31 protein-coding genes are annotated in these 22028 nt (G+C 67.2%); 27 read left to right on the plus strand and 4 right to left on the minus strand.

Annotated features, from left to right (window positions below; genetic code table 11):
* A partial coding sequence (locus tag MSZK_RS01465) for a VOC family protein (protein WP_142389829.1) occupies nucleotides 1–197 on the minus strand: 197 nt, incomplete at its 3' end.
* A gap of 2 nt (nucleotides 198–199) precedes the next feature.
* On the minus strand, nucleotides 200–1261 hold the full coding sequence (locus tag MSZK_RS01470; protein WP_099244115.1) for a dihydrodipicolinate reductase: 1062 nt from the start codon (nucleotides 1259–1261) through the stop codon (nucleotides 200–202).
* 124 nt (nucleotides 1262–1385) lie between these two features.
* On the opposite strand from MSZK_RS01470, the gene MSZK_RS01475 reads away from it, so the two are divergent.
* The 26 genes from MSZK_RS01475 to rplO all read left to right on the plus strand — a co-directional run bounded on the left by MSZK_RS01475 (nucleotide 1386) and on the right by rplO (nucleotide 18905).
* On the plus strand, nucleotides 1386–2054 hold the full coding sequence (locus MSZK_RS01475) for a hypothetical protein (RefSeq protein ID WP_142389830.1): 669 nt from the start codon (nucleotides 1386–1388) through the stop codon (nucleotides 2052–2054).
* 342 nt (nucleotides 2055–2396) lie between these two features.
* Entirely contained in the window at nucleotides 2397–2702 is a 306-nt protein-coding gene (rpsJ, locus tag MSZK_RS01480; RefSeq protein ID WP_003883485.1) for a 30S ribosomal protein S10, read from the plus strand.
* A 14-nt stretch (nucleotides 2703–2716) separates the two neighbouring features.
* Complete coding sequence (gene rplC, locus MSZK_RS01485; RefSeq protein WP_099244119.1) at nucleotides 2717–3370, plus strand: 50S ribosomal protein L3; 654 nt, start codon at nucleotides 2717–2719, stop codon at nucleotides 3368–3370.
* Nucleotides 3367–4020, plus strand: a complete 654-nt coding sequence (rplD, locus tag MSZK_RS01490; RefSeq protein ID WP_099244121.1) for a 50S ribosomal protein L4 — start codon at nucleotides 3367–3369, stop codon at nucleotides 4018–4020. Before rplC ends, rplD begins: the two co-directional genes overlap by 4 nt.
* Nucleotides 4020–4322: a 50S ribosomal protein L23 gene (gene rplW, locus MSZK_RS01495; protein ID WP_099244123.1), complete on the plus strand. Its 303-nt coding sequence runs from the start codon at nucleotides 4020–4022 to the stop codon at nucleotides 4320–4322. Before rplD ends, rplW begins: the two co-directional genes overlap by 1 nt.
* 30 nt (nucleotides 4323–4352) lie before the next feature.
* The gene (rplB, locus tag MSZK_RS01500) at nucleotides 4353–5189 is read left to right on the plus strand and encodes a 50S ribosomal protein L2 (protein ID WP_099244126.1); all 837 of its coding nucleotides are present in this window, start codon (nucleotides 4353–4355) and stop codon (nucleotides 5187–5189) included.
* A 12-nt stretch (nucleotides 5190–5201) separates the two neighbouring features.
* Nucleotides 5202–5483 carry a 30S ribosomal protein S19 gene (gene rpsS, locus MSZK_RS01505; protein ID WP_003892827.1) on the plus strand — a complete coding sequence of 94 codons (282 nt, stop codon included), beginning with the start codon at nucleotides 5202–5204 and terminating at the stop codon, nucleotides 5481–5483.
* Entirely contained in the window at nucleotides 5483–5992 is a 510-nt protein-coding gene (gene rplV, locus MSZK_RS01510) for a 50S ribosomal protein L22 (protein ID WP_099244128.1), read from the plus strand. The genes rpsS and rplV overlap by 1 nt, the downstream gene beginning before the upstream one ends.
* Nucleotides 5992–6834: a 30S ribosomal protein S3 gene (gene rpsC / locus MSZK_RS01515; protein WP_099244130.1), complete on the plus strand. Its 843-nt coding sequence runs from the start codon at nucleotides 5992–5994 to the stop codon at nucleotides 6832–6834. The genes rplV and rpsC overlap by 1 nt, the downstream gene beginning before the upstream one ends.
* A gap of 3 nt (nucleotides 6835–6837) precedes the next feature.
* Nucleotides 6838–7254, plus strand: coding sequence for a 50S ribosomal protein L16 (gene rplP, locus MSZK_RS01520; protein ID WP_099244132.1), 417 nt, complete (start codon nucleotides 6838–6840; stop codon nucleotides 7252–7254).
* Nucleotides 7254–7487 (plus strand): 50S ribosomal protein L29, encoded by a 234-nt coding sequence (rpmC, locus tag MSZK_RS01525; protein ID WP_099244134.1) that lies wholly within the window; start codon nucleotides 7254–7256, stop codon nucleotides 7485–7487. Before rplP ends, rpmC begins: the two co-directional genes overlap by 1 nt.
* Nucleotides 7487–7783, plus strand: a complete 297-nt coding sequence (gene rpsQ, locus MSZK_RS01530; RefSeq protein ID WP_099244136.1) for a 30S ribosomal protein S17 — start codon at nucleotides 7487–7489, stop codon at nucleotides 7781–7783. The genes rpmC and rpsQ overlap by 1 nt, the downstream gene beginning before the upstream one ends.
* 111 nt (nucleotides 7784–7894) lie before the next feature.
* On the plus strand, nucleotides 7895–10015 hold the full coding sequence (locus MSZK_RS01535) for a hypothetical protein (protein ID WP_233211064.1): 2121 nt from the start codon (nucleotides 7895–7897) through the stop codon (nucleotides 10013–10015).
* Between the two features lie 105 nt (nucleotides 10016–10120).
* Nucleotides 10121–12472, plus strand: coding sequence for an arylsulfatase (locus tag MSZK_RS01540; RefSeq protein WP_099244138.1), 2352 nt, complete (start codon nucleotides 10121–10123; stop codon nucleotides 12470–12472).
* Between the two features lie 21 nt (nucleotides 12473–12493).
* The gene (locus MSZK_RS01545; protein WP_099244360.1) at nucleotides 12494–13201 is read left to right on the plus strand and encodes a hypothetical protein; all 708 of its coding nucleotides are present in this window, start codon (nucleotides 12494–12496) and stop codon (nucleotides 13199–13201) included.
* Between the two features lie 10 nt (nucleotides 13202–13211).
* Nucleotides 13212–14129 (plus strand): formylglycine-generating enzyme family protein, encoded by a 918-nt coding sequence (locus MSZK_RS01550; RefSeq protein ID WP_099244140.1) that lies wholly within the window; start codon nucleotides 13212–13214, stop codon nucleotides 14127–14129.
* A 538-nt stretch (nucleotides 14130–14667) separates the two neighbouring features.
* Nucleotides 14668–15036: a 50S ribosomal protein L14 gene (rplN, locus tag MSZK_RS01555; RefSeq protein WP_024453885.1), complete on the plus strand. Its 369-nt coding sequence runs from the start codon at nucleotides 14668–14670 to the stop codon at nucleotides 15034–15036.
* Entirely contained in the window at nucleotides 15037–15354 is a 318-nt protein-coding gene (gene rplX / locus MSZK_RS01560; RefSeq protein ID WP_099244142.1) for a 50S ribosomal protein L24, read from the plus strand. It begins immediately after the preceding gene.
* A 2-nt stretch (nucleotides 15355–15356) separates the two neighbouring features.
* Nucleotides 15357–15920, plus strand: a complete 564-nt coding sequence (gene rplE, locus MSZK_RS01565) for a 50S ribosomal protein L5 (RefSeq protein ID WP_099244144.1) — start codon at nucleotides 15357–15359, stop codon at nucleotides 15918–15920.
* 4 nt (nucleotides 15921–15924) lie between these two features.
* A complete protein-coding gene (locus tag MSZK_RS01570) occupies nucleotides 15925–16110 on the plus strand; it encodes a type Z 30S ribosomal protein S14 (protein WP_083031301.1) in 186 nt (61 codons plus the stop codon).
* Between the two features lie 73 nt (nucleotides 16111–16183).
* Nucleotides 16184–16582, plus strand: coding sequence for a 30S ribosomal protein S8 (gene rpsH, locus MSZK_RS01575; RefSeq protein WP_099244146.1), 399 nt, complete (start codon nucleotides 16184–16186; stop codon nucleotides 16580–16582).
* Nucleotides 16583–16596: 14 nt separating this feature from the next.
* Nucleotides 16597–17136, plus strand: coding sequence for a 50S ribosomal protein L6 (rplF, locus tag MSZK_RS01580; protein WP_099244148.1), 540 nt, complete (start codon nucleotides 16597–16599; stop codon nucleotides 17134–17136).
* Nucleotides 17137–17139: 3 nt separating this feature from the next.
* Nucleotides 17140–17547 carry a 50S ribosomal protein L18 gene (rplR, locus tag MSZK_RS01585; protein WP_099244150.1) on the plus strand — a complete coding sequence of 136 codons (408 nt, stop codon included), beginning with the start codon at nucleotides 17140–17142 and terminating at the stop codon, nucleotides 17545–17547.
* A gap of 25 nt (nucleotides 17548–17572) precedes the next feature.
* Nucleotides 17573–18280: a 30S ribosomal protein S5 gene (gene rpsE / locus MSZK_RS01590; RefSeq protein ID WP_099244152.1), complete on the plus strand. Its 708-nt coding sequence runs from the start codon at nucleotides 17573–17575 to the stop codon at nucleotides 18278–18280.
* 2 nt (nucleotides 18281–18282) lie between these two features.
* Complete coding sequence (rpmD, locus tag MSZK_RS01595) at nucleotides 18283–18465, plus strand: 50S ribosomal protein L30 (RefSeq protein WP_099244155.1); 183 nt, start codon at nucleotides 18283–18285, stop codon at nucleotides 18463–18465.
* Complete coding sequence (gene rplO, locus MSZK_RS01600) at nucleotides 18462–18905, plus strand: 50S ribosomal protein L15 (protein ID WP_099244157.1); 444 nt, start codon at nucleotides 18462–18464, stop codon at nucleotides 18903–18905. The genes rpmD and rplO overlap by 4 nt, the downstream gene beginning before the upstream one ends.
* A 55-nt stretch (nucleotides 18906–18960) precedes the next feature.
* Here the strand turns inward: rplO and MSZK_RS01605 are convergent, their stop codons facing one another.
* Nucleotides 18961–20697, minus strand: coding sequence for a hypothetical protein (locus tag MSZK_RS01605; protein ID WP_233211065.1), 1737 nt, complete (start codon nucleotides 20695–20697; stop codon nucleotides 18961–18963).
* On the opposite strand from MSZK_RS01605, the gene MSZK_RS01610 reads away from it, so the two are divergent.
* Nucleotides 20687–20989, plus strand: a complete 303-nt coding sequence (locus MSZK_RS01610) for a hypothetical protein (RefSeq protein ID WP_233211066.1) — start codon at nucleotides 20687–20689, stop codon at nucleotides 20987–20989. The genes MSZK_RS01605 and MSZK_RS01610 overlap by 11 nt on opposite strands.
* 56 nt (nucleotides 20990–21045) lie before the next feature.
* On the opposite strand, the gene MSZK_RS01615 is transcribed toward MSZK_RS01610, so the two are convergent.
* Nucleotides 21046–21972 (minus strand): LLM class flavin-dependent oxidoreductase, encoded by a 927-nt coding sequence (locus MSZK_RS01615; protein WP_099244362.1) that lies wholly within the window; start codon nucleotides 21970–21972, stop codon nucleotides 21046–21048.
* Nucleotides 21973–22028 lie beyond the last annotated feature (56 nt).

The raw sequence follows: 22028 nt of genomic DNA on the forward strand, positions 1-22028 counted from the left end.
CCGCCGACCAGTCCGCCCACCACCCGGCCCTGGTTTCCGGACGTGCCGCCGAGCGCGTGGTCGAACGGGTCACCGGCCATGGTCTGGTCGAACACCACGTCCATGCCCAGCAACCCGCGGTAGAACTCCAATGCCCGGTCCATGTCGGTCACGCCGACCACCAGATGGGAGAACCGCAGGTCGCTCAGCGGTGGCATGGTCAGCGGGCCAGGTCGGGCGCGGCGCGGCCGGCGATCAGCGGCAGGTCGACGTAGGTCTTGATGCCCGGGCCGGCCGCACAGACATAAGGAATGGCGCTGATGCAGTGGTTGGCGGTGACCACGACACCCGGGTTGCGCTCCAAACCCTCGGCGACGGTCTCGGGCTGCAGCCCTTTGAAGGTCAGCAGCACATCGGGATCGCCGGTGACCTGGACCTCGAAGCGCTCGCCCTTCTCGCCGATCGTCCACGGTGGATCGAGCTCGACTTCGCACATCAGCCAGTTCACCGCGGCGGTGACCACCGGCTTGTCGTCGACGATGGCCTCCCACCGGAAGCGACGTGCGGCCACGGTGCCGGCCTCCATCGGGACGACCAGCTCGTCGGTTCCGGTGACCGCGACGGCCACTTCCTGCGTGGAACGGATGCGGGGCTCGCTGCGAAAGCCGAGTTGGTCGGCGACCATGCGCACCGACTGTTTGAATCCGGCCTCCAGCAGGGCGGCCATCGGTCCGCTCATGGCCTGCTCGGGAGTGAGCCCGAATCCCATGACTTCGCGCACCACCAGCGGCGCGTTGTAGGTGCGGATGTCGGAGAACTCCTCGGCCCGGACGTGGGTGATCGCCGAGGTCAGCGCCGAGATCATCAGCGGGAAGCGTTCGGTGATGCCACCCGGGTGGATTCCGGAGCCGTGCAGCGTGGAGTTGCCGGCCGTGCAGGCCTCCTCGAGGGCCTGCACCGCGGGGCTCTGCCGGTCCGGGTAGACCCAGCCGACCGGGGTCACCACGTTCTTGCCCGATCGCAGGATCTTGGCGACGACCTGCTCGTCGGGCAGCAGGGGGGAGTACATGACGCAGTCGGCGTCGATTGCCAGCAGTTCGTCGACGTCGGTCGTCGCGGCCACGCCGATCGGGCCTTCGCCGATCAACTCACCGACGTCGCGGCCGTGCTTGTCGGCGCTGTGCACCCAGCAACCCACGAGCTCGAGCTCGGGGTGGCGCAACACCCCCTGGATAGCCGCCTTGCCCACACCGCCGGTTGCCCACTGAATCACGCGATACATGGCGGCATCGTATGCCGATATGGCAGTAACTGTCAGTTATTTGGGCGGGTTCTGGGCAATATGGGCAGCTCGCGCGCGTGCCGGGCATACGCTCGATCCCGGACGCAGATCGTCGGGGGGCACGATGAATCGCTCAGGTTTGAACCGGACCGGCGGGATCGCCGGCATCGCGTACGTCGTCGCCGCGGTGGTGGCGGCGTTTCTGACCGGCAGGCCACCGGGGCCCGAGGCCACCAACCAAGCCGTCCAGCTCTTCTTCATCGACCATCGCGCCACGGTGGTGGCCCAGGGATGGCTCTATGCCCTGGCCACGGTCCTGGTCATCTGGTTCGCGGTCGCCGTGCGACGGCTGCTGCGAACGGCATCGCACGGCGATCACCTCGGCGACCTGTTCTTCGTGGGCACCGTCGCGGTGGCCGCACTGTCGTTCGTCGCGATGGCCATCCGAATCGTCGCAGCCGGGGCGGCGGACGAACTCTCAGCCTCGGCGGTGCGGGCGGTCGGAACGGATTTCAGCCTGATCCTGCTCGCGCTGTGCGGCTTCATCATCGCCCTGGCGGCGCTGGGCTACGCCGGGTGCGTGCTCCCGGACGGAGTCCTGCCGCGGTGGACGGGCTGGCTGGCTGTCATCGCGGCGGTGATCAACCTGGCGGGAACGGCCAGCGTCTTCGTCGGGGGCGGCCCGTTCTCGATCGAGGGAGGACTGGCGACTCTGTTGCCCGTCGCGGCCACCGGCGTGTGGTATCTGGGCACCGCGGTGAGCCTGTACACGGCGGACGACAGGGCGCGCTGAGCAGGCAGTCCAGGGATTCGGCCGCCGCTACAGCCGAATTTGGCTGGTGCCGCGATCTAGGGCATACTGTTCGGGTTGCCTTGAGCCGGATTCGCCCCCATCGGGAGCGTGCCGCCCAAGGTATACGACCGGCGCCCAAACGGGCGCGTCCGGTCCCAACCTCGGAGAGCGACGGTTTTCACCGCGCTTGCGAGGCTGCGTGAGGGCGACACACCCGACCGCGGGGGCCGGAGCACCAGGACAGGTAAAGAGCGGCGGCGACAGCCAGCGCGACGCCTTGGGCGTAGCGCAGACCACCGTGTCCCCTTGCGGGGACCAAGCAGGAGTGAAGGTAGGAGAAGCGTGGCGGGACAAAAGATCCGCATCAGGCTCAAGGCCTACGACCACGAGGCCATCGATGCCTCGGCGCGCAAGATCGTGGAGACGGTCACCCGTACCGGTGCGAGCGTGGTTGGTCCAGTGCCGCTGCCGACGGAGAAGAACGTGTACTGCGTCATCCGCTCCCCGCACAAGTACAAGGACTCGCGGGAGCACTTCGAGATGCGTACGCACAAGCGCCTCATCGACATCCTCGACCCGACGCCGAAGACGGTTGACGCGCTGATGCGCATCGATCTGCCGGCCAGCGTCGACGTGAACATTCAGTAGGGGTCGGCGAAGACATGGCACGTAAAGGAATCTTGGGCACCAAGCTGGGCATGACCCAGGTGTTCGACGAAAACAACCGGGTCGTCCCGGTCACGGTCGTCAAGGCCGGACCCAACGTGGTGACCCGCATCCGCACACCCGAGCGGGACGGCTACAGCGCTGTGCAGCTTGCCTACGGCGAGATCAGCCCCCGCAAGGTCAACAAGCCGGTGACCGGTCAGTACGCCGCCGCCGGGGTCAACCCCCGCCGGCACCTGGCCGAGCTGCGTCTGGACGACGAGGCTGCGGCCGCCGCGTACGAGGTCGGCCAGGAGCTGACGGCGGAGATCTTTGCCGACGGCAGCTACGTCGACGTCACCGGCACCTCCAAGGGCAAGGGCTACGCCGGCACCATGAAGCGCCACGGTTTCCGCGGCCAGGGCGCCAGCCACGGCGCCCAGGCGGTGCACCGCCGGCCGGGTTCGATCGGTGGCTGCGCCACCCCGGGACGCGTCTTCAAGGGCACCCGGATGTCGGGCCGCATGGGCAACGACCGCGTCACCACGCAGAACCTGTTGGTGCACAAGGTCGATGCCGAAAACGGCGTGCTGCTGATCAAGGGCGCCGTCCCGGGCCGCAACGGCGGTCTCGTGATGGTTCGCACGGCAGTCAAACGAGGTGAGAAGTGACTCTGAAGATTGACGTTCGCACTCCGGACGGCAAGAAGGAAGGCAGTGTCGAACTGCCCGCCGAGCTGTTCGACGTGGAACCCAACATCGCGTTGATGCACCAGGTGGTGACCGCGCAGCTGGCCGCCAAGCGGCAGGGCACGCATGCCACCAAGACGCGCGGCCAGGTTTCTGGCGGCGGCAAGAAGCCGTACCGGCAGAAGGGCACCGGCCGTGCTCGTCAGGGCTCGACCCGCGCGCCGCAGTTCACCGGTGGTGGCACGGTCCACGGCCCGCAGCCGCGTGACTACAGCCAGCGGACCCCGAAGAAGATGATCGCCGCCGCCCTGCGCGGCGCGCTGTCGGACCGGGCCCGCAACGAGCGGATCCACGCCGTCACCGAGCTGTTGAGCGGGCAGACCCCGTCGACCAAGAGCGCCAAGGCGTTCCTGGGCACGCTGACCGACCGCCGCAAGGTGCTGGTCGTGATCGGCCGCAGCGACGAGGTCGGCGCGAAGAGCGTGCGCAACCTTCCGGGTGTGCACGTGATCTCGCCGGATCAGCTCAACACCTACGACGTGCTCAACGCCGACGACGTGGTGTTCAGCGTGGAAGCGCTGGATGCCTACATCAGCTCGAACACCAAGCAGGAGCAGGAGGTTTCGGCCTGATGGCAACCGTGACTGATCCCCGCGACATCATCCTGGCCCCGGTCATCTCCGAGAAGTCGTATGGATTGATCGAGGACAACGTCTACACGTTCATCGTCGCGCCGGGCTCGAACAAGACGCAGATCAAGATCGCGATCGAGAAGATCTTCAAGGTCAAGGTCGACTCGGTGAACACCGCCAACCGGCAGGGCAAGCGCAAGCGCACCCGCGTCGGCTACGGCCAGCGCAAGAGCACCAAGCGCGCGATCGTGACCCTGGCCCCCGGCAGCAAGCCGATCGACCTTTTCGGAGCACCGGCGTAGCCGGCGACGGATAGAACTCAGGAACAGATAATGGGAATTCGCAAGTACAAGCCGACGACCCCCGGTCGCCGCGGTGCCAGCGTCTCCGATTTCTCCGAGATCACTCGCTCGACTCCGGAGAAGTCGCTGATCCGCCCGCTGCATTCCACCGGCGGTCGCAACGCGCACGGCCGAATCACCACCCGCCACAAGGGCGGCGGGCACAAGCGTGCCTACCGGGTGATCGACTTCCGTCGCAACGACAAGGACGGCGTCAACGCCAAGGTCGCTCACATCGAGTACGACCCGAACCGCACCGCGAACATCGCGCTGCTGCACTACCTGGACGGCGAGAAGCGCTACATCATTGCGCCGCAGGGTCTTTCGCAGGGCGACGTCGTGGAGTCGGGCGCCAATGCCGACATCAAGCCCGGTAACAACCTGCCGCTGCGCAACATCCCGGCCGGTACCGTCATCCACGCGGTGGAGCTGCGTCCCGGCGGCGGTGCCAAGCTGGCCCGCTCGGCCGGCTCGAGCATCCAGCTGCTGGGCAAGGAAGGCACCTACGCCTCCCTGCGTATGCCCTCGGGTGAGATCCGTCGCGTCGACGTGCGCTGCCGCGCCACCGTCGGCGAGGTCGGCAACGCCGAGCAGGCCAACATCAACTGGGGCAAGGCCGGCCGCATGCGGTGGAAGGGCAAGCGTCCCACCGTCCGTGGCGTCGTGATGAACCCGGTCGACCACCCGCATGGTGGCGGCGAGGGCAAGACCTCCGGTGGTCGCCACCCGGTCAGCCCGTGGGGCAAGCCCGAGGGCCGTACCCGCAAGCCCAACAAGCCGAGCGACAAGCTCATCGTCCGTCGCCGGCGCACCGGCAAGAAGCGCTAGGAGTAGATAGCGATGCCACGCAGCCTGAAGAAGGGTCCGTTCGTCGACGACCATCTGCTCAAGAAGGTCGACGTCCAGAACGAGAAGAACACCAAGCAGGTCATCAAGACCTGGTCGCGTCGTTCGACCATCATCCCGGACTTCATCGGTCACACCTTCGCCGTCCACGACGGTCGCAAGCATGTGCCGGTGTTCGTCACCGAGGCGATGGTCGGCCACAAGCTGGGCGAGTTCGCCCCGACGCGCACGTTCAAGGGTCACATCAAGGACGACCGGAAGAGTAAGCGCCGCTAATGCCTACCACCACTGATACTGAATTCCCGTCGGCGACGGCCAAAGCGCGCCACATCGGGATCTCGGCGACCAAGGCTCGCCGCGTGATCAACCTGGTCCGCGGCAAGAGCGTCGAGGAAGCCCTCGACATCCTGCGCTGGGCGCCACAGCAGGCCAGCGAGCCGGTCGCCAAGGTGATCGCGAGCGCCGCCGCCAACGCGCAGAACAACGAGGGTCTGGACCCGGCCACCCTGGTGGTCGCGACCATCACCGCCGACGAGGGCCCGACCGCCAAGCGCATCCGGCCGCGCGCGCAGGGTCGCGCGTACCGGATCCGCAAGCGCACCAGTCACATCACCGTGATCGTGGAGAGCCGTCCGGAGCGCAAGGAGCGCTCTGCGGCATCGGCGCGCTCGCGGCGTGCGCAAGGCTCCAAGGCGGCCACGACGGCGCCGGCCAAGAAGGCTCCGGCCACCAAGGCTCCGGCCGCCAAGAAGACTGCCGAAGAGACGAAGGAGGGCTCGGAGTAGTGGGCCAGAAAATCAATCCCCACGGCTTCCGGCTCGGTATCACCACCGACTGGAAGTCCCGGTGGTACGCCGACAAGCAGTACGCGGACTACGTCAAGGAAGACGTGGCGATCCGGCGGCTGCTGGCCACCGGTCTCGAGCGCGCCGGCATCGCCGACGTGGAGATCGAGCGCACCCGGGACCGGGTTCGCGTTGACATCCACACCGCGCGTCCGGGCATCGTGATCGGCCGTCGCGGCACCGAGGCCGACCGCATCCGCGCCGACCTGGAGAAGCTGACCGGCAAGCAGGTTCAGCTCAACATCCTCGAGGTGAAGAACCCCGAGAGCCAGGCGCAGCTGGTCGCCCAGGGTGTCGCCGAGCAGCTGAGCAACCGGGTGGCGTTCCGCCGCGCGATGCGCAAGGCCATCCAGTCGGCCATGCGCCAGCCCAACGTCAAGGGCATCCGGGTGCAGTGCTCGGGCCGCCTCGGCGGCGCCGAGATGAGCCGCTCGGAGTTCTACCGCGAAGGCCGTGTGCCGCTGCACACCCTGCGCGCCGACATCGATTACGGACTGTACGAGGCCAAGACCACGTTCGGCCGGATCGGCGTGAAGGTGTGGATCTACAAGGGCGACATCGTCGGTGGCAAGCGTGAGCTGACCGCCGCCGCACCCGCCGCCGACCGTCCGCGCCGCGAGCGTCCGTCGGGCACCCGCCCGCGCCGCAGCGGTGCGTCGGGAACCACCGCGACGAGCACTGAAGCCGGCCGCGCCGCCAGCGAAGAGACCGCCGAATCGGCTGTGCCGGTCACGGCGGAGGCTCCCGCTGTCGAGCCCGCCGCTGAAAGCACGGAGAGCTAAACCATGTTGATTCCCCGCAGAGTCAAGCACCGCAAGCAGCACCACCCCAAGCAGCGTGGTGTGGCCAGTGGTGGCACGTCGGTGACGTTCGGTGACTACGGCATCCAGGCCCTGGAGCACGCCTACGTCACCAACCGGCAGATCGAGTCCGCTCGTATCGCCATCAACCGGCACATCAAGCGTGGCGGCAAGGTGTGGATCAACATCTTCCCGGACCGCCCGCTGACCAAGAAGCCCGCGGAAACCCGCATGGGTTCGGGTAAGGGCTCGCCGGAGTGGTGGGTGTCCAACGTCAAGCCCGGCCGCGTGCTGTTCGAGCTGAGTTACCCCGACGAGAAGATCGCCAGGGAAGCCCTGACGCGTGCGATCCACAAGTTGCCGATCAAGGCACGCATCGTGACCCGAGAGGAGCAGTTCTGATGGCAGTGGGCATCAGCGCCGGTGAACTGCGTGAGCTCACCGACGAAGAGCTGACCGACAAGCTGCGGGAATCCAAGGAAGAGCTGTTCAACCTGCGCTTCCAGATGGCGACCGGGCAGCTGGACAACAACCGCCGGCTCCGCACCGTGCGTCAGGAGATTGCGCGCATCTACACCGTGCTGCGCGAACGTGAACTGGGTCTGGCCGCCGGACCCGCTGGTGAGGAATCGTGATGGCAGAAACAAAGGGACCCAAGCACACCCCGCGCACCGACACCGCGCGTGGCCGTCGTAAGACGGTCATCGGCTACGTGGTCAGCGACAAGATGGAGAAGACCATCGTCGTCGAGCTCGAGTCGCGTGTGAAGCACCCCAAGTACGGCAAGATCATCCGGACGACCACCAAGGTCAAGGCCCACGACGAGAACGGTGTCGCCGGTGTCGGCGACCGGGTCTCGCTCATGGAGACCCGTCCGCTGTCGGCGTCCAAGCGCTGGCGGCTGGTCGACGTCCTGGAGCGGGCCAAGTAGCTAACTTTCAGCCCCTCACACCTGCGCGCCGCGGCGGTTTCGCCGTGGCGCGCAGTTATATTGCGAATCGATAACTAACGCGTTCGTCGATCGTGAGGTGGCAGCTCCAGCATGCCGGATTTGAAGTCGGGGGCGAAGGCCGTCGGAGCCATCATCGGGGTGACGGCTGCAGTGTTGTGGTCGGCGCCCTGGGCGGTCGCCGATCCCGAGCCTGCGCCTGCGGAGCCTGCACCGGCGGTGCCCGCGCCCGGCGAGCCCTCACCTGATGCGCCGGCCCCGGACGCGCCGGCACCCGACGCGCCGGCGCCCCTGGATGTCGCGCCGGGTGAGGTCATGACGGCGCCGACGCTCGCGCTCGCCGATCTGGGCGCCCCGACCGTGCTCTTTTTCTACGGCGGGACCAGCTCGACATCGCTGTCGTTCCCGGTGCCGATCGGTCTGGCGCCCGAAGCCCTCAATGTCACCCTCGACCTGCCGTTCAACGTGCGGTCGGGCATCGTGTCCGTCACTCAGGGCGACCGCCTGATCGGCAAGCTGCCGCTGCCGACCGCCGACCTCAGCCCGCTGGTCATTCCGCTGTTCGGGGTGGAGGTGGTGGACAATTCGGCCACGGTGACGCTCACCTTGTCCTCGGCGCCCGAGGACGGCTATTGCCTGGACCGGTTCAATCCGATCACCCTCATCAACGGTTCGGTCACGTTCGGCGGCGTCGAGTTGCCCCCGGCCACGGTGGCCGACTTCCTCCCCCCGATCCTGCGCAAGCTGACCGTCGCGGTGCCGGCCAACCCGTCGATCGCCGAGTCCGACGCAGCCGTGCAGCTGGTGGCCGGACTGGTGAAGCGGTACGGCGGCCAGGCGCCGGAGGTGGCGATCATTCCGCTGGCCGACGGCACCACTGCGGTCCCCACGCCGTCGACGCCGCTCGAGCGCCAGATCGTGATCAAAGAAGGCCCGGACGAAAGCCTTTCGCTGCAGGGCGCCGGTGTGCCACAGCTGTTGATCACGGCCCCCGCCGACCGGCTCACCAATGACACCCGGCTACTCACCGACGGTGGCCTGAACATGGCCGTCTCGGCTCGGGTGGTGCCTGAGAAGCTGAGCGCGGGCGGTCGCGCACAACCCATCGGCGGCCTGATCACCCTCGCGCAGCTCGACCCCACCACGCTGAGCTCTTCCGGGGTCGCCCCGCAGGTGACGATCGGCATCGATCAGACCAAGATCGGCCACTCCATCCAGGGCGTGCGGGTGCACATCACCGGTACCTACACGCCCATGCCGAGCGGATTCGGCGGCCAGCTGACCGCGTCGGTCAACGGCGAACAGATCGATTCCTGGGCGGCTGACACGGTGGGCTCGATCGACCGCTGGATCAACGTGCCCGATCGGCTGCTGACCCGCTACACCGATGTGAAGGTGGCACTGAGCACGACCGGCAATACCGGCGGGTGCAACGACTATCACTCGATGAACCTGGTGCTCGACGGCGACAGTGTGGTCGAGAGCAGTGAGGCCGCGCCGCCGATTCCGCCCGGCTTCGGCTCTTTGCCGCAAGCGTTGCTGCCGGTGCTCAAGGTCGGCATCGGCTCGGACCGATTCGCCGATACCGTGCGCGCGGTGCTGATCACCAACGGCTTGCAGCGGCTCAGTTCGCTGCCGTTGCGGACTTCCGTGACGTCGTTCGAGGACGCCCGCAAGAGCCAGGATCCGGCGATCCTGATCAGCGCCGAGGGATGGACCGACAAGTCCATCACGCTGCCGGTCAGCGCCACCGACCGTCGCATCACGGTGGAAGGCCAAACTCCCGATGCCGGGCAGACCGTGCTGGACCTGGATCCCGGTGTGCAGTTCGGCTCGCTGCAGACCGTCTTCGACGGCCATCGCACGCTGCTGATCGCAACGTCCAACGGGGCTCCCCAACAGCTCGACGAGCTGCTGGGCTGGCTCAACGCCGACCGGTCGCGTTGGCCGCAGCTGCGCGGGCCTGCCATCGTCGCCGTGGCCGGCCGCACCCCGGCGTTGGTCGCCGGGCGCACCCCGGTCAGTGTCTACGGTCCGGTCACTCCGGCGCCGACCGAGGCGGATGTCGCGGTGGCCGGTCGCTATCACTACGACCGGGCCTGGTGGGTGGCCGCCGGCGTGGTCGGCGTGGCCGCCATCGGCGCGGCGACGATCGTCGCGACCTCGCGTCGCCCGCGGGAGAACAACAGCGCCACGCACCGTCGCGACGACTGACCGTTCGTCGCCTGCGGGCAGACGCAGAATCGCGCGCCATCGGTGTTTGCGTGCGAGTCTGTGTCTGCTCGGCATTGCAGGCAATCCCGGAAACTGAGGAGCGGCATGACCACGGAGTTCACCGGCAAGATCGCGCTCGACATTCGCGATTCCGAGCCGGACTGGGGTCCCTACGCAGCGCCGAAGGCGCCCGACAACGCGCCCAACGTGCTGTATCTGGTGTGGGACGACATCGGCATCGCGACGTGGGACTGCTTCGGTGGGCTGGTGTCGATGCCGGCGATGACCCGGATCGCCGAGCGGGGGGTTCGGCTCTCGCAGTTCCACACCACCGCCTTGTGTTCGCCCACCCGGGCGTCGCTGCTGACCGGTCGTAACGCAACCACCGTCGGCATGGCGATGGTCGAGGAGTTCACCGAGGGCTTCCCCGGCAACAACGGCCGCATCCCCGACGACACTGCGCTGATCTCGGAGGTGCTCGCCGAGCGGGGCTACAACACCTACTGCGTGGGCAAGTGGCACCTCACCCCGATCGAGGAGTCCAACCTCGCGGCGACCCGTCGGCACTGGCCGCTGCAGCGGGGCTTCGAGAGGTTCTACGGGTTCATGGGCGGCGAGACCGACCAGTGGTATCCCGAGCTGGTCTACGACGGTCATCCGGTGGAGGCACCGGCCACCCCGGAGGAGGGGTATCACCTTTCGAAAGACCTGGCGGACAAGGCGATCGAGTTCATCCGCGACTCCACGATGGTGGCGCCCGACAAGCCGTGGTTCACCTATCTGTGCCCGGGCGCCGGCCATGCGCCACATCACGTGTTCGCCGAATGGGCCGACCGGTACGCCGGTGCGTTCGACATGGGGTACGAGCGGTATCGCGAGATCGTGCTGGAGAACCAGAAGAAGCTCGGCATCGTCCCGCCGGACACCGAGCTGTCGGGGGTGAATCCGTACGGGGATGTGACCGGGCCCAACGGCGAGCCGTGGCCGCAGCAGGACACGGTGCGGCCCTGGGATTCGCTCGACGACGAGGAAAAGCGGCTGTTCGCCCGGATGGCCGAGGTGTTCGCTGGATTCTTGTCCTACACCGACGCCCAGATCGGCAGGGTGCTGGACTATCTCGAGGAATCGGGGCAGCTCGACAACACCATCGTCGTGGTGATCTCTGACAACGGGGCCAGCGGCGAGGGCGGCCCCAACGGGTCGGTCAACGAGGGCAAGTTTTTCAACGGCTACGTCGACACCGTCGAGGAGAGCCTGCCCTACATCGACGAACTCGGTTCTCCGACAACCTACAACCACTACCCGATCGGGTGGGCGATGGCGTTCAACACGCCATACAAGCTCTACAAGCGCTACGCCTCGCATGAAGGCGGCATCGCCGACACCGCGATCATTTCCTGGCCCAACGGGATTGCCGCGCACGGCGAAGTCCGCGACAACTACGTCAACGTCTGTGACATCACGCCGACGATCTACGACTTGTTGGGCATCGCTGCGCCGCAGACCGTGAAGGGGATTGCGCAGCGGCCGCTCGACGGAGTGAGTTTCAAAGCGGCACTGGATGATTCGACTGCCGATACCGGAAAGGAGACTCAGTTCTACACGATGCTGGGTACCCGCGGCATCTGGCACAAGGGCTGGTTCGCCAACACGGTGCATCCGGCCGCGCCGTCGGGTTGGTCGCATTTCGACGCCGACCGCTGGGAGCTGTACCACATCGAGAACGACCGCAGTCAGTGCCACGACGTCGCCGCCGAGCATCCCGAGAAGCTCGAGGAGTTGCAGAAGCTGTGGTTCGCCGAGGCCGAGAAGTACAACGGCCTTCCGCTGTCGGATCTCAATGTGTTCGAGATGGTCGGGCGCTGGCGGCCGTCGCTGGCCGGTGACCGGTCCAGCTACGTCTACTACCCGCACACCGCGCCGGTCGCGATGGGGGCCTGCGTGTCGATCAACGGCCGCTCGTTCTCGGTGCTGGCCGAGGTGACCGTCGACAGTCCGGACGTGCGGGGCGTTCTGCTCAAGCAGGGTGCCGGTCACGGCGGGTATGTGCTGTTCGTCGCGGACGGGCGGCTGCAGTTCGTCTACAACTTCTTCGGCGAAGACGAGCAGCGGGTGATCGCCCCCGATCCGGTCCCGCTGGGGGAGCACATCCTTGGGGCGGCCTACGCCCGGACCGGAACGGTCGAGGGCAGCCACACCCCGCTCGGCGACGTCACCCTCTACGTCGACGGCACCGCGGTGGCCACGGCCACCGGGGTGAAGGCCCACCCGTTCACCTTCGGATTGGCCGGCGGCGGGGTCAGTGTCGGACGCAATCTCGGCCAGGCGGTCTCCACGGCCTACCGGGCGCCGTTCGATTTCACCGGGGGATCAATCGCCCGGGTGGTCGTCGACGTGTCGGGCGCTGCGTACGTCGACACGGAGCGCCAACTCGCGGCGGCCTTCGCCAGGGACTGACCACCACGTCATACTGAGGTGGTGACTCGGCTGGTGTGCGCCGCTACGGCGGTGGTGATGCTGGCCCTCCCGGGTGTTGCCGCATGTTCGCGGGAAAGTGCCGGAACAGCGGTCCGCATCGAGGCGTCGACCACGGCCGGGACCGCGCCGACCTCGACGTCCACGCCGACTCCCACCACCGTCACCGACGCCCCGGAGTCCTCGGAGCCGGGTGTGTTGGAGACCACCCGCGTGCCCGTTCCGGCCAACGCCACGGTGTGCCAACCCGAACAGTCCGGGCCCACCGCGGTGGCAGCCGTCGCCGACCCGGCGGCACCCAAGATCCGGGTGCGGGTCCCCGACGGGTGGTCCTCGACGCCGGGTAGCGGTGACGTCGGCGCCCTGCTGTCCGGGCCGGACGACATGGTCGCCGAGGTCACGATCGCCGCCACCCCGCTGGATGCGGCCGCCGCGTTCACCCGCTACGGCGACGACGTGATGGCCAGGTACCCGATCAGCACGCTGAGCCTGCTGCCCGGTGATTTCTGCGGTTTCAGCGGGCAGAAGCTGATGGGCACCTGGGCCAGGGATCCCGACGAATCGCTGGAATACCAGGACCGGATCGCCCACATCTGGACCAACGCCGGAAACTATCTGGTCGCCGTACATGTGGAGGCATCGTCGGGGACCCCCGGGTTCGACGCCGCCGCCACCGTGCTGACCGATGAGTTCGGCATCGTGATCCCGTAGGTCTGAAGCCATGCTCACCGAGCTCGTCGAGTTGCCCGGCGGATCGTTCCGGATGGGGTCGACCAGTTTCTATCCCGAAGAAGCACCGATTCACACCGCGACCGTGGACGCGTTCGCGATCGAACGCCACCCGGTGACCAACGCCCAGTTCGCGGCGTTCGTCGCCGACACCGGCTACGTGACCGTCGCCGAGCGGCCGCTCGATCCAGCGCTGTATCCGGGCGTCGCCGAGGCGGACCTGCTGCCCGGGGCGCTGGTGTTCCGCCCGACGCCGGGCCCGGTGGATCTGCGGGACTGGCGGCAGTGGTGGGATTGGGCGCCCGGTGCGAACTGGCGTACCCCGTTTGGTGCGGGCAGCGACATCGCCGACCGCCAGGACCATCCCGTCGTGCAGGTCGCCTACCCGGATGCGATCGCCTACGCCCGGTGGGCCGGCCGCCGATTGCCGACCGAGGCCGAGTGGGAGTACGCGGCGCGGGCGGGCAGTACTGCCACCTACGCCTGGGGCGAGGAGCCGACGGTGGGGGGAACGCTGATGGCCAACACCTGGCAGGGCCGGTTCCCGTATCGCAACGACGGCGCGCTGGGGTGGGTGGGCACCTCGCCGGTGGGGACGTTCCCGCCGAACGGATACGGCCTGGTCGACATGATCGGCAATGTCTGGGAGTGGACGATCACCCGGTTTTCCGCACACCACGTGGTTGCCGGGTCAGAAGCGCCGCGAGCCGGGGATGGGCGACGTCAGCAGAACGGCTGCTGCCCGGCGCCCACCGACCCGGACCCGAGCGTCAGTCAGACCCTCAAAGGCGGGTCGCACCTGTGCGCCCCGGAGTATTGCCACCGCTATCGGCCGGCCGCGCGGTCGCCGCAGTCGCAGGACAGCTCGACCACCCACATCGGCTTCCGGTGCGTGGCGGACGCCGGGTGAGTGACGCCGAGCCTGTCGTTGTCCACAGGTTCACTCGCACTTTCGCGCGATAACGACAGCCTCGGCGCGGTTTCCCAGGCCGACCACGCGGATCGCGGTATTCGAACGGCGGTGGCAGATTCTGCGGACCCTCGACATGGGCTGGGACGTCGTGCGGGTGATCAAGGAGGACCGCGACCAGGACATCCTGGACCGGACACATCTGGCCTTGGTCGGCCGCGGACGGGACGGCCGGCTGCATCCATCCCGGCAAAATCGCTGGTGGCGCCCTCCGGCAACAGACGGGATGCGGTGAGCCTGTAGTTGACGACACCTTCACTCGAACGATGCCGCGACAACGACAGCGTGGCCGCGGGAGGGGCGTGAACTGCGGCGATTTGGAGCTTTGGTGCTCGTCACCTAGTATTTAGGGGTTGCCCAGGGCAGACCTCGGTTATCTCCGCGTGAGAAAACCCTGCGTGCTCTTTGGGTGACGAAGACCGCGCACGTCAGGGTCGGTAATCCTGCGTGCACACAATAACCAGGTCGAGGAGATCTAGTGATTCAGCAGGAATCGCGGCTCAAGGTCGCCGATAACACGGGCGCCAAGGAGATCTTGTGCATCCGTGTTCTGGGTGGCTCGTCGCGGCGCTACGCCGGAATCGGCGACATCATCGTGGCGACCGTCAAGGACGCCATCCCGGGCGGCAACGTCAAGCGTGGTGACGTGGTCAAGGCCGTCGTGGTGCGCACCGTCAAGGAGCGTCGCCGCGCCGACGGCAGCTACATCAAGTTCGACGAGAACGCCGCGGTCATCATCAAGAACGACAACGATCCGCGTGGCACCCGCATCTTCGGCCCGGTCGGTCGCGAGCTGCGCGAGAAGCGCTTCATGAAGATCGTCTCGCTGGCTCCGGAGGTTTTGTAAATGAAGGTCCACAAGGGCGACACCGTGCTGGTCATCGCCGGCAAGGACAAGGGCGCCAAGGGCAAGGTCCTGCAGGCGTACCCCACCCGTAACCGGGTGCTGGTCGAGGGCGTCAACCGCATCAAGAAGCACACCGCGCAGTCGGCCAACGAGCGTGGCGCGTCCTCGGGCGGCATCGTCACCCAGGAAGCGCCCATCCACGTCTCCAACGTGATGGTGGTCGACTCCGACGGCAACCCGACCCGCATCGGCTACCGCGAGGATTCCGAATCCGGCAAGCGGGTTCGCATTTCCAAGCGCAACGGCAAGGACATCTGACGATGACTACTGCAGAAAAAGTTCAGCCCCGGCTGAAGGCGCGCTACCGCGAGGAAATCCGCGACGCGCTCAACAACGAGTTCAACTACGCCAACGTCATGCAGATCCCGGGCGTGGTCAAGGTCGTCGTCAACATGGGTGTCGGTGACGCCGCCCGCGACGCCAAGCTGATCAACGGCGCGGTCAACGACCTGGCGCTGATCACCGGCCAGAAGCCCGAGATCCGCAAGGCCCGCAAGTCGATCGCGCAGTTCAAGCTGCGCGAAGGCATGCCGATCGGTGCGCGGGTGACCCTGCGCGGCGACCGCATGTGGGAGTTCCTCGACCGGCTGGTGTCGATCGCGCTGCCGCGTATCCGCGACTTCCGCGGCCTGAGCGCCAAGCAGTTCGACGGCCACGGCAACTACACCTTCGGGCTCGCCGAGCAGTCGGTGTTCCACGAGATCGACGTCGACTCGATCGATCGTCCGCGCGGCATGGACATCACCGTCGTCACCTCGGCGACCAACGACGACGAAGGTCGGGCGCTGCTGCGCGCGCTGGGCTTCCCCTTCAAGGAGAACTGAGCAGATGGCAAAGAAGGCATTGGTCAACAAGGCCAACAAGAAGCCGAAGTTCGCGGTGCGGGGATACACCCGCTGCAACAAGTGCGGACGTCCGCACGCCGTCTACCGCAAGTTCGGCCTGTGCCGAATCTGCTTGCGCGAGATGGCCCATGCCGGCGAGCTGCCCGGCGTGCAGAAGTCCAGCTGGTAACAGACCCCTACAGAACAGGTGCGCAGCAGGCCCAGACCGGGAACCGTTGCGAGGAAGGTAGACAGGCCCAGTCATGACCATGACGGACCCGATCGCAGACTTCTTGACACGTCTGCGCAACGCCAATTCGGCGTATCACGACGAGGTGACTCTCCCGCACAGCAAGATCAAGGCGAACATCGCCGAGATCTTGAAGAACGAGGGTTACATCAGCGATTTCCGGACCGAGGATGCCCGGGTCGGAAAGTCGCTGGTTGTTCAGCTCAAGTACGGCCCCAACCGCGAGCGCAGTCTCGCCGGGTTGCGCCGGGTGTCCAAGCCCGGTCTGCGGGTGTACGCAAAATCCACCAATCTGCCGCGGGTGCTCGGCGGCCTGGGCGTGGCGATCATCTCCACATCCTCCGGCCTGCTGACCGACCGCCAGGCGTCCCGACAGGGCGTCGGCGGCGAAGTCCTCGCTTACGTGTGGTGAGGGAGGCTTAAGACATGTCGCGTATTGGTAAGCAGCCGGTGGCCATTCCCGCCGGTGTGGATGTGACGATCGACGGCCAGAACCTGTCGGTCAAGGGCCCCAAGGGCACGCTGGAGCTGGCGATCGCCGAGCCGATCACGGTGTCGCGCAACGATGATGGCGCGATCGTGGTCAGCCGGCCCGACGACGAGCGGCGCAGCCGCTCGCTGCACGGGCTGTCGCGCACGCTGGTCTCCAACCTGGTGACCGGTGTCACCCAGGGGTACACGACGAAGATGGAGATCTTCGGCGTCGGTTACCGCGTGCAGCTCAAGGGCAGCAACCTCGAGTTCGCGCTCGGCTACAGCCATCCCGTGGTCATCGAGGCTCCGGAGGGCATCACCTTCGCGGTGGAAACGCCCACCAAGTTCTCGATCTCGGGTATCGACAAGCAGAAGGTCGGCCAGATCTCGGCGAACATCCGTCGCCTGCGCCGCCCCGACCCCTACAAGGGTAAGGGCGTGCGGTACGAGGGTGAGCAGATCCGCCGCAAGGTCGGAAAGACAGGTAAGTAAGCCATGGCTCAAGCACAGAAAGCAGCCACCGATCGCACGCCCGTCGGCACGACTGTCTCGGCCGCGCGCCGGGTTTCGCGCCTGCGTCGGCATGCCCGGCTGCGCAAGAAGGTCGTCGGCACCGCCGAGCGGCCGCGCCTCGTGGTCAACCGCTCGTCGCGGCACATCCACGTGCAGCTGGTCAACGACGCCGACGGCACCACGGTCGCCGCGGCCTCGTCGATCGAGGCCGACGTCCGCGCGGTCGACGGTGACAAGAAGGCCCACAGCGTCCGGGTCGGTCAGCTGATCGCCGAGCGCGCCAAGGCCGCCGGTGTCGAGGCCGTCGTGTTCGACCGCGGTGGCAACACCTACGGCGGCCGGATCGCGGCGCTGGCCGACGCCGCCCGCGAGAACGGACTCAAATTCTGATGACTGCTTACAACGGAAGGACCGCATGATGTCGGAGCAGAGCGCAGCGCCGGATACCGGCGCCCCCTCCGCCGGCACCCGGACCGATGTCCAGCGCAGCGGCGGACGTGACGATCGTGGCGGCCGTGGCCGTCGCGACGACCGCGGTGACCGCGGCGGACGCGGCGGTCGCGACGGCGGTGAGAAGAGCAACTACCTCGAGCGCGTGGTCACCATCAACCGGGTGTCCAAGGTGGTCAAGGGTGGTCGTCGCTTCAGCTTCACCGCCCTGGTCATCGTCGGAGACGGCAACGGCCTGGTCGGTGTCGGCTACGGCAAGGCCAAAGAGGTGCCGGCCGCGATCGCCAAGGGTGTGGAGGAAGCCCGCAAGAACTTCTTCCGCGTCCCGCTGATCGGCGGAACCGTCACCCATCCCGTGCAGGGCGAGGCCGCGGCCGGTGTCGTGATGCTGCGCCCGGCCAGCCCCGGTACCGGTGTCATCGCCGGTGGCGCGTGCCGCGCCGTGCTGGAATGCGCCGGCGTGCACGACGTTCTGGCCAAGTCGCTGGGCAGTGACAACGCGATCAACGTGGTGCATGCCACCGTTGCCGCGCTCAAGCTGCTTCAGCGTCCCGAAGAGGTGGCCGCTCGTCGCGGGCTGCCTATCGAAGACGTCGCGCCGGCCGGCATGCTGCGCGCGCGTCGGGAAAGCGAAGCGCTGGCTGCTGCAGCCGCGCGTGAAGGAAGCGCATAACCATGGCAGAGCTGAAGATCACCCAGGTGCGGGGCATCGTCGGTGCCCGCTGGAAGCAGCGTGAAAGCCTGCGGACCCTGGGGCTGAGGAAGATTCGTCAGTCGGTGGTTCGCGAGGACAACCCGCAGACGCGCGGACTGATCAACGTCGTGCACCACCTCGTCGAAGTCGAGGAAGTCAAATGAGCGTCATCAAACTGCACGACCTGAAGCCGGCGCCCGGCTCCAAGAAAGCGAAGACTCGCGTCGGTCGCGGTGAGGGGTCCAAGGGTAAGACGGCCGGTCGTGGCACCAAGGGCACCAAGGCCCGTAAGAACGTGCCGGTGACCTTCGAGGGCGGGCAGATGCCGATCCACATGCGGCTGCCCAAGCTCAAGGGTTTCCGTAACCGGTTCCGCACCGAGTACGCCGTCGTCAACGTCGGTGACCTCGAGAAGGCCTTCCCGCAGGGCGGCACCGTCGGTGTCGAGGACCTGGTGGACAAGGGCCTGGTGCGTAAGAACGTGCTCGTCAAGGTGCTCGGTGACGGCAAGCTGACCGCCAAGGTCGACGTCACCGCTCACAAGTTCAGCGGCAGCGCCCGCGAGGCCATCACCGCCGCCGGCGGTTCGGCCACCGAACTGTAAAGCAACGCAACGAAAAAGCCCCCGCGTGATGGCGGGGGCTTTTTCGTGCGCGTAGCTAGGTGGCGGCGGGCTCGGCGGTGATCAGCGAGTAATTGCTGTACTGCCACGCCTTGGTGAATTCGTCGAGCGGTATCGGGAATCCCTGCCCGTTCTCCAGTGCGCTGTCGTTGATGTAGACGACCTTCTTCGTCATGTCGACGCTGATCACCACGACGGCATGATCGCTCTGCGGACCGTTGGGGCCCGGCTCCCTGCGAGTCTCGTTGAAGTACTTGCGGGTGTACGCATTCCAGATGACGTTACTCGAGAGGGCGACGATCACCCCTTGGTTCTGGCTGAGCGCAGAGGTCATGGTGTCCATCGCGACATCGCCCTGGCTCTTGAGGAACGTGGTCCAGTCCGCGTTGATGCCGTTCATGTTCAGCAGTTTGACCGCATCGGCGCTGTTGGTGCCCCAGTGCAGACCGTTGCGCCCGGTCCCGGTGGGTTCGTAGATCGTCTCGTCGGGATACACCCCGCTGGGTGTCGACGTCGCGAGGTCGTAGATCTGCTGGCCCAGATCGGCGGGCATCGCGCCGCCCCTGAGTTGACCGATGACCGCGGCCGTCGCCATCAGCAGGCAGGTCGGGTAGTTGCCTTGGTAGACGAAGTACGGGTAGTTCTTCGTGTAGTTGCCGTACTCGATGCTTTCCGGTGCGGGCGGGCCGATGTCGGGGTCGTTGATCCCGAAGGTGTAGCCGAGGTCGTTGGCGAGATCGCCGAGATTGGCTTGCGCGCCTTCGATCTGATGGACGACGAGCAGCGCGACGGCCTTCCCGGCGTTCTGCAGAGCCTGGCCGATCTCGTTGGGTGCGGGCAGGGCCCACGTCAGTTTGGTCGCCGGCGCCGGGAGCGGGGTCGACGACGAGGCGGCGAGTTGGGCGGTGACAAGCCGGTAGTTCTGGCTGCTCCACTCGTCGACGAAATCGTCGAAGTTCATTTCGAGGCCCTGGCCGTTGGCCTGGGTGGGGTCGTTGATCGTGACGATGTTCCGGGTGGTGTCCAGGCCGATGACGGTCACGATCTTCTCGCCCGGGGTGGTCCGCCCGTCGACCGTGCCGGTGATGGCCACGATCATCACCTTGGTCGGATCCTGCAGCCCGGCCGCCAGGTCGTTGATCGCGCGGGTCTTCTGCTCGCCGTAGTAGATGCGCGAGATGATGCGAACGTTCTTGTCCTGCAGCAGTTCGTAACTGTCGGTCCACTTGACGAACCAGTTCGCATCGACCCCGCGATAGATCTTGTAGCCGGGGTAGACCAGGCTCTCGGTGTTCAGCGCGGCGGCGGTGAATCCTGCCAGATCCGGTGCGGTGCCGGTGAGTTGGCCGTAGGCACTTGCGACGGTCGCGATCGCGGCCGAGTAGAAGTCCTGCATGCCCACGTAGTACTGCTTGTTCTGGGCCGCATTGCCGTAGACCCCCGGGGTGGTGATGGTCACCCGGGAGATGCCGAAGACGTTGGCCAGGTCGTCGCGCAGCAGGTTCAGGTTGGCCTGCGTGCCGCTGACCTGGTTGGCGACCGTCAGGTAGACGTTGTGCCCGAACTCTTCGAGGCTCTGCAGGATCTTGTTGGGCGTCGGTACGGCGAGGACACCCGGGTGGTCACTGGCCGCGGCAGTGGTCGAGGCGGCCGCGAGTGCCGTCGCGCTCGGCGTCCGGCGAACAGCCGCCGCACGCACCGTCGTCGACGGGGCGGTGACGGTGCCGGCCTCCGCCGACGGCTTCACCGACGCGGCCCGACGGGTGGAGCTCACCGGCTTGGGCCCCGCCTTGCGCGCGCTCTTGGCCTTCGCCGGCGCGGATGAAGTCGACGACGACGTGGCTGATGGCGAAGGGCCGTTCGACGATCCGGTGTCGGCGGATGCCACCGCGGCACCGGCGACCATGGCGGCGCCGACACCGAGGGTCACCGCGCCGGCGTTCAACCACATCCGCGCGCCGCGCGGGGGCCGTGCTTCGACACCGTTCAGAGGATTTGTCTCGTTCGCGCACGTCATCATCGGCTTGCCCCCGGCTCGGATCTTCGCTGCCACCTTTGCCGGTTGATGTTAACTGCGAACGGCCGAGCGGTGGGGCGATCGGCGAACTCTCGGCGAATTCGGTTAGCGCAGTTGCGGAATCACGTCGGCGGCGAGGCGTTCCATCTGTTCGCGATCCTCGGCGAGGTTCGCGCCGGTCGGGTTCAGCAGCACGGTCTGCGCTCCGGCGGCGATCACCTCCCGCAGGCCGCGCGCCACGTCCGACGGTGTGCCGGCCACCGGGACCGCGTCCACCCCGGGCATCGTCCCGTAGATCCGGCGCAGTCCGGCCAGTACCCGCTCGCGGGCTTTGGCGGCGTCATCGTCGACGATCAGATACACCCGCTTGCCAATCCGGAACGTCGCCGGGTCCCTGTCCTGCTCGGCCAGTTCGGTGCGCAGCGTCCGCACCGCCGTCGCGAAGCTCTCCGTCGTCGAGGAACCGGCCCCCATGAATGCGTCACCGTGCCGCACCGCGCGGGCGATCGCGCGAGGAGCGTTGGCGCCGAACCAGATCGGCGGGTGTGGGCGCTGCACCGGTTTCGGGGACACCGGAAGGTCGTCGACGTCGCGGAATCGGCCGTGGAAGCTGACTCGCGGTTCGTCGGACCAGGCCGCCTTCATCAGCTCCAGCCCCTCGGTGAAGCTGCTGACGAAGGTGGCCGGATCGACGCCGAACGCCGCGAACTTGCGCCGCCCGCCGCCGGGGGCGACACCGAGTTCGAGGCGGCCGTGGCTGAGCCGGTCCACGGCGGTGACCGCCGATGCCAGCTGTAGCGGGTCGTGCAGTGAGGTGACCAGCACGGCCACCCCCAGCCGCAGCGTCGTGGTGCAGGCCGCCGCCCAGGCCAGTAGTTCCATCGGTGCCAGCAGCGGCGTCGGCCCGATCACCTGTTCCAGCGTCCAGCCGCCCTCGAAGCCGAGCTCTTCGGCGCGGGCCAGGTAGCTGCGCAGGCCGTCGCCGTCGAAGCCGTCGACGTCGAGTTGTGGTATCGAGATGGAGAACGTCACCTGTTCACCGTACGAGCGTGCCGACCGGCACCGGCACCGGCGCCGGTAACCTCGAA

Source organism: Mycobacterium sp. shizuoka-1, assembly GCF_002723835.1.
Lineage (GTDB): Bacteria > Actinomycetota > Actinomycetes > Mycobacteriales > Mycobacteriaceae > Mycobacterium.

Excerpts from the sequence above, each read along its gene's own strand:
- MSZK_RS01470 (WP_099244115.1), bottom strand. The coding sequence starts at position 1,261 with ATGTATCGCGTGATTCAGTGGGCAACCGGCGGTGTGGGCAAGGCGGCT.
- MSZK_RS01475 (WP_142389830.1), top strand. The coding sequence starts at position 1,386 with ATGAATCGCTCAGGTTTGAACCGGACCGGCGGGATCGCCGGCATCGCG.
- rplC (WP_099244119.1), top strand. The coding sequence starts at position 2,717 with ATGGCACGTAAAGGAATCTTGGGCACCAAGCTGGGCATGACCCAGGTG.
- rplW (WP_099244123.1), top strand. The coding sequence starts at position 4,020 with ATGGCAACCGTGACTGATCCCCGCGACATCATCCTGGCCCCGGTCATC.
- rplB (WP_099244126.1), top strand. The coding sequence starts at position 4,353 with ATGGGAATTCGCAAGTACAAGCCGACGACCCCCGGTCGCCGCGGTGCC.
- rpsS (WP_003892827.1), top strand. The coding sequence starts at position 5,202 with ATGCCACGCAGCCTGAAGAAGGGTCCGTTCGTCGACGACCATCTGCTC.
- rplV (WP_099244128.1), top strand. The coding sequence starts at position 5,483 with ATGCCTACCACCACTGATACTGAATTCCCGTCGGCGACGGCCAAAGCG.
- rplP (WP_099244132.1), top strand. The coding sequence starts at position 6,838 with ATGTTGATTCCCCGCAGAGTCAAGCACCGCAAGCAGCACCACCCCAAG.
- rpmC (WP_099244134.1), top strand. The coding sequence starts at position 7,254 with ATGGCAGTGGGCATCAGCGCCGGTGAACTGCGTGAGCTCACCGACGAA.
- rpsQ (WP_099244136.1), top strand. The coding sequence starts at position 7,487 with ATGGCAGAAACAAAGGGACCCAAGCACACCCCGCGCACCGACACCGCG.
- MSZK_RS01535 (WP_233211064.1), top strand. The coding sequence starts at position 7,895 with ATGCCGGATTTGAAGTCGGGGGCGAAGGCCGTCGGAGCCATCATCGGG.
- MSZK_RS01540 (WP_099244138.1), top strand. The coding sequence starts at position 10,121 with ATGACCACGGAGTTCACCGGCAAGATCGCGCTCGACATTCGCGATTCC.
- MSZK_RS01550 (WP_099244140.1), top strand. The coding sequence starts at position 13,212 with ATGCTCACCGAGCTCGTCGAGTTGCCCGGCGGATCGTTCCGGATGGGG.
- rplX (WP_099244142.1), top strand. The coding sequence starts at position 15,037 with ATGAAGGTCCACAAGGGCGACACCGTGCTGGTCATCGCCGGCAAGGAC.
- rplE (WP_099244144.1), top strand. The coding sequence starts at position 15,357 with ATGACTACTGCAGAAAAAGTTCAGCCCCGGCTGAAGGCGCGCTACCGC.
- MSZK_RS01570 (WP_083031301.1), top strand. The coding sequence starts at position 15,925 with ATGGCAAAGAAGGCATTGGTCAACAAGGCCAACAAGAAGCCGAAGTTC.
- rpsH (WP_099244146.1), top strand. The coding sequence starts at position 16,184 with ATGACCATGACGGACCCGATCGCAGACTTCTTGACACGTCTGCGCAAC.
- rplF (WP_099244148.1), top strand. The coding sequence starts at position 16,597 with ATGTCGCGTATTGGTAAGCAGCCGGTGGCCATTCCCGCCGGTGTGGAT.
- rplR (WP_099244150.1), top strand. The coding sequence starts at position 17,140 with ATGGCTCAAGCACAGAAAGCAGCCACCGATCGCACGCCCGTCGGCACG.
- rpsE (WP_099244152.1), top strand. The coding sequence starts at position 17,573 with ATGATGTCGGAGCAGAGCGCAGCGCCGGATACCGGCGCCCCCTCCGCC.
- rpmD (WP_099244155.1), top strand. The coding sequence starts at position 18,283 with ATGGCAGAGCTGAAGATCACCCAGGTGCGGGGCATCGTCGGTGCCCGC.
- rplO (WP_099244157.1), top strand. The coding sequence starts at position 18,462 with ATGAGCGTCATCAAACTGCACGACCTGAAGCCGGCGCCCGGCTCCAAG.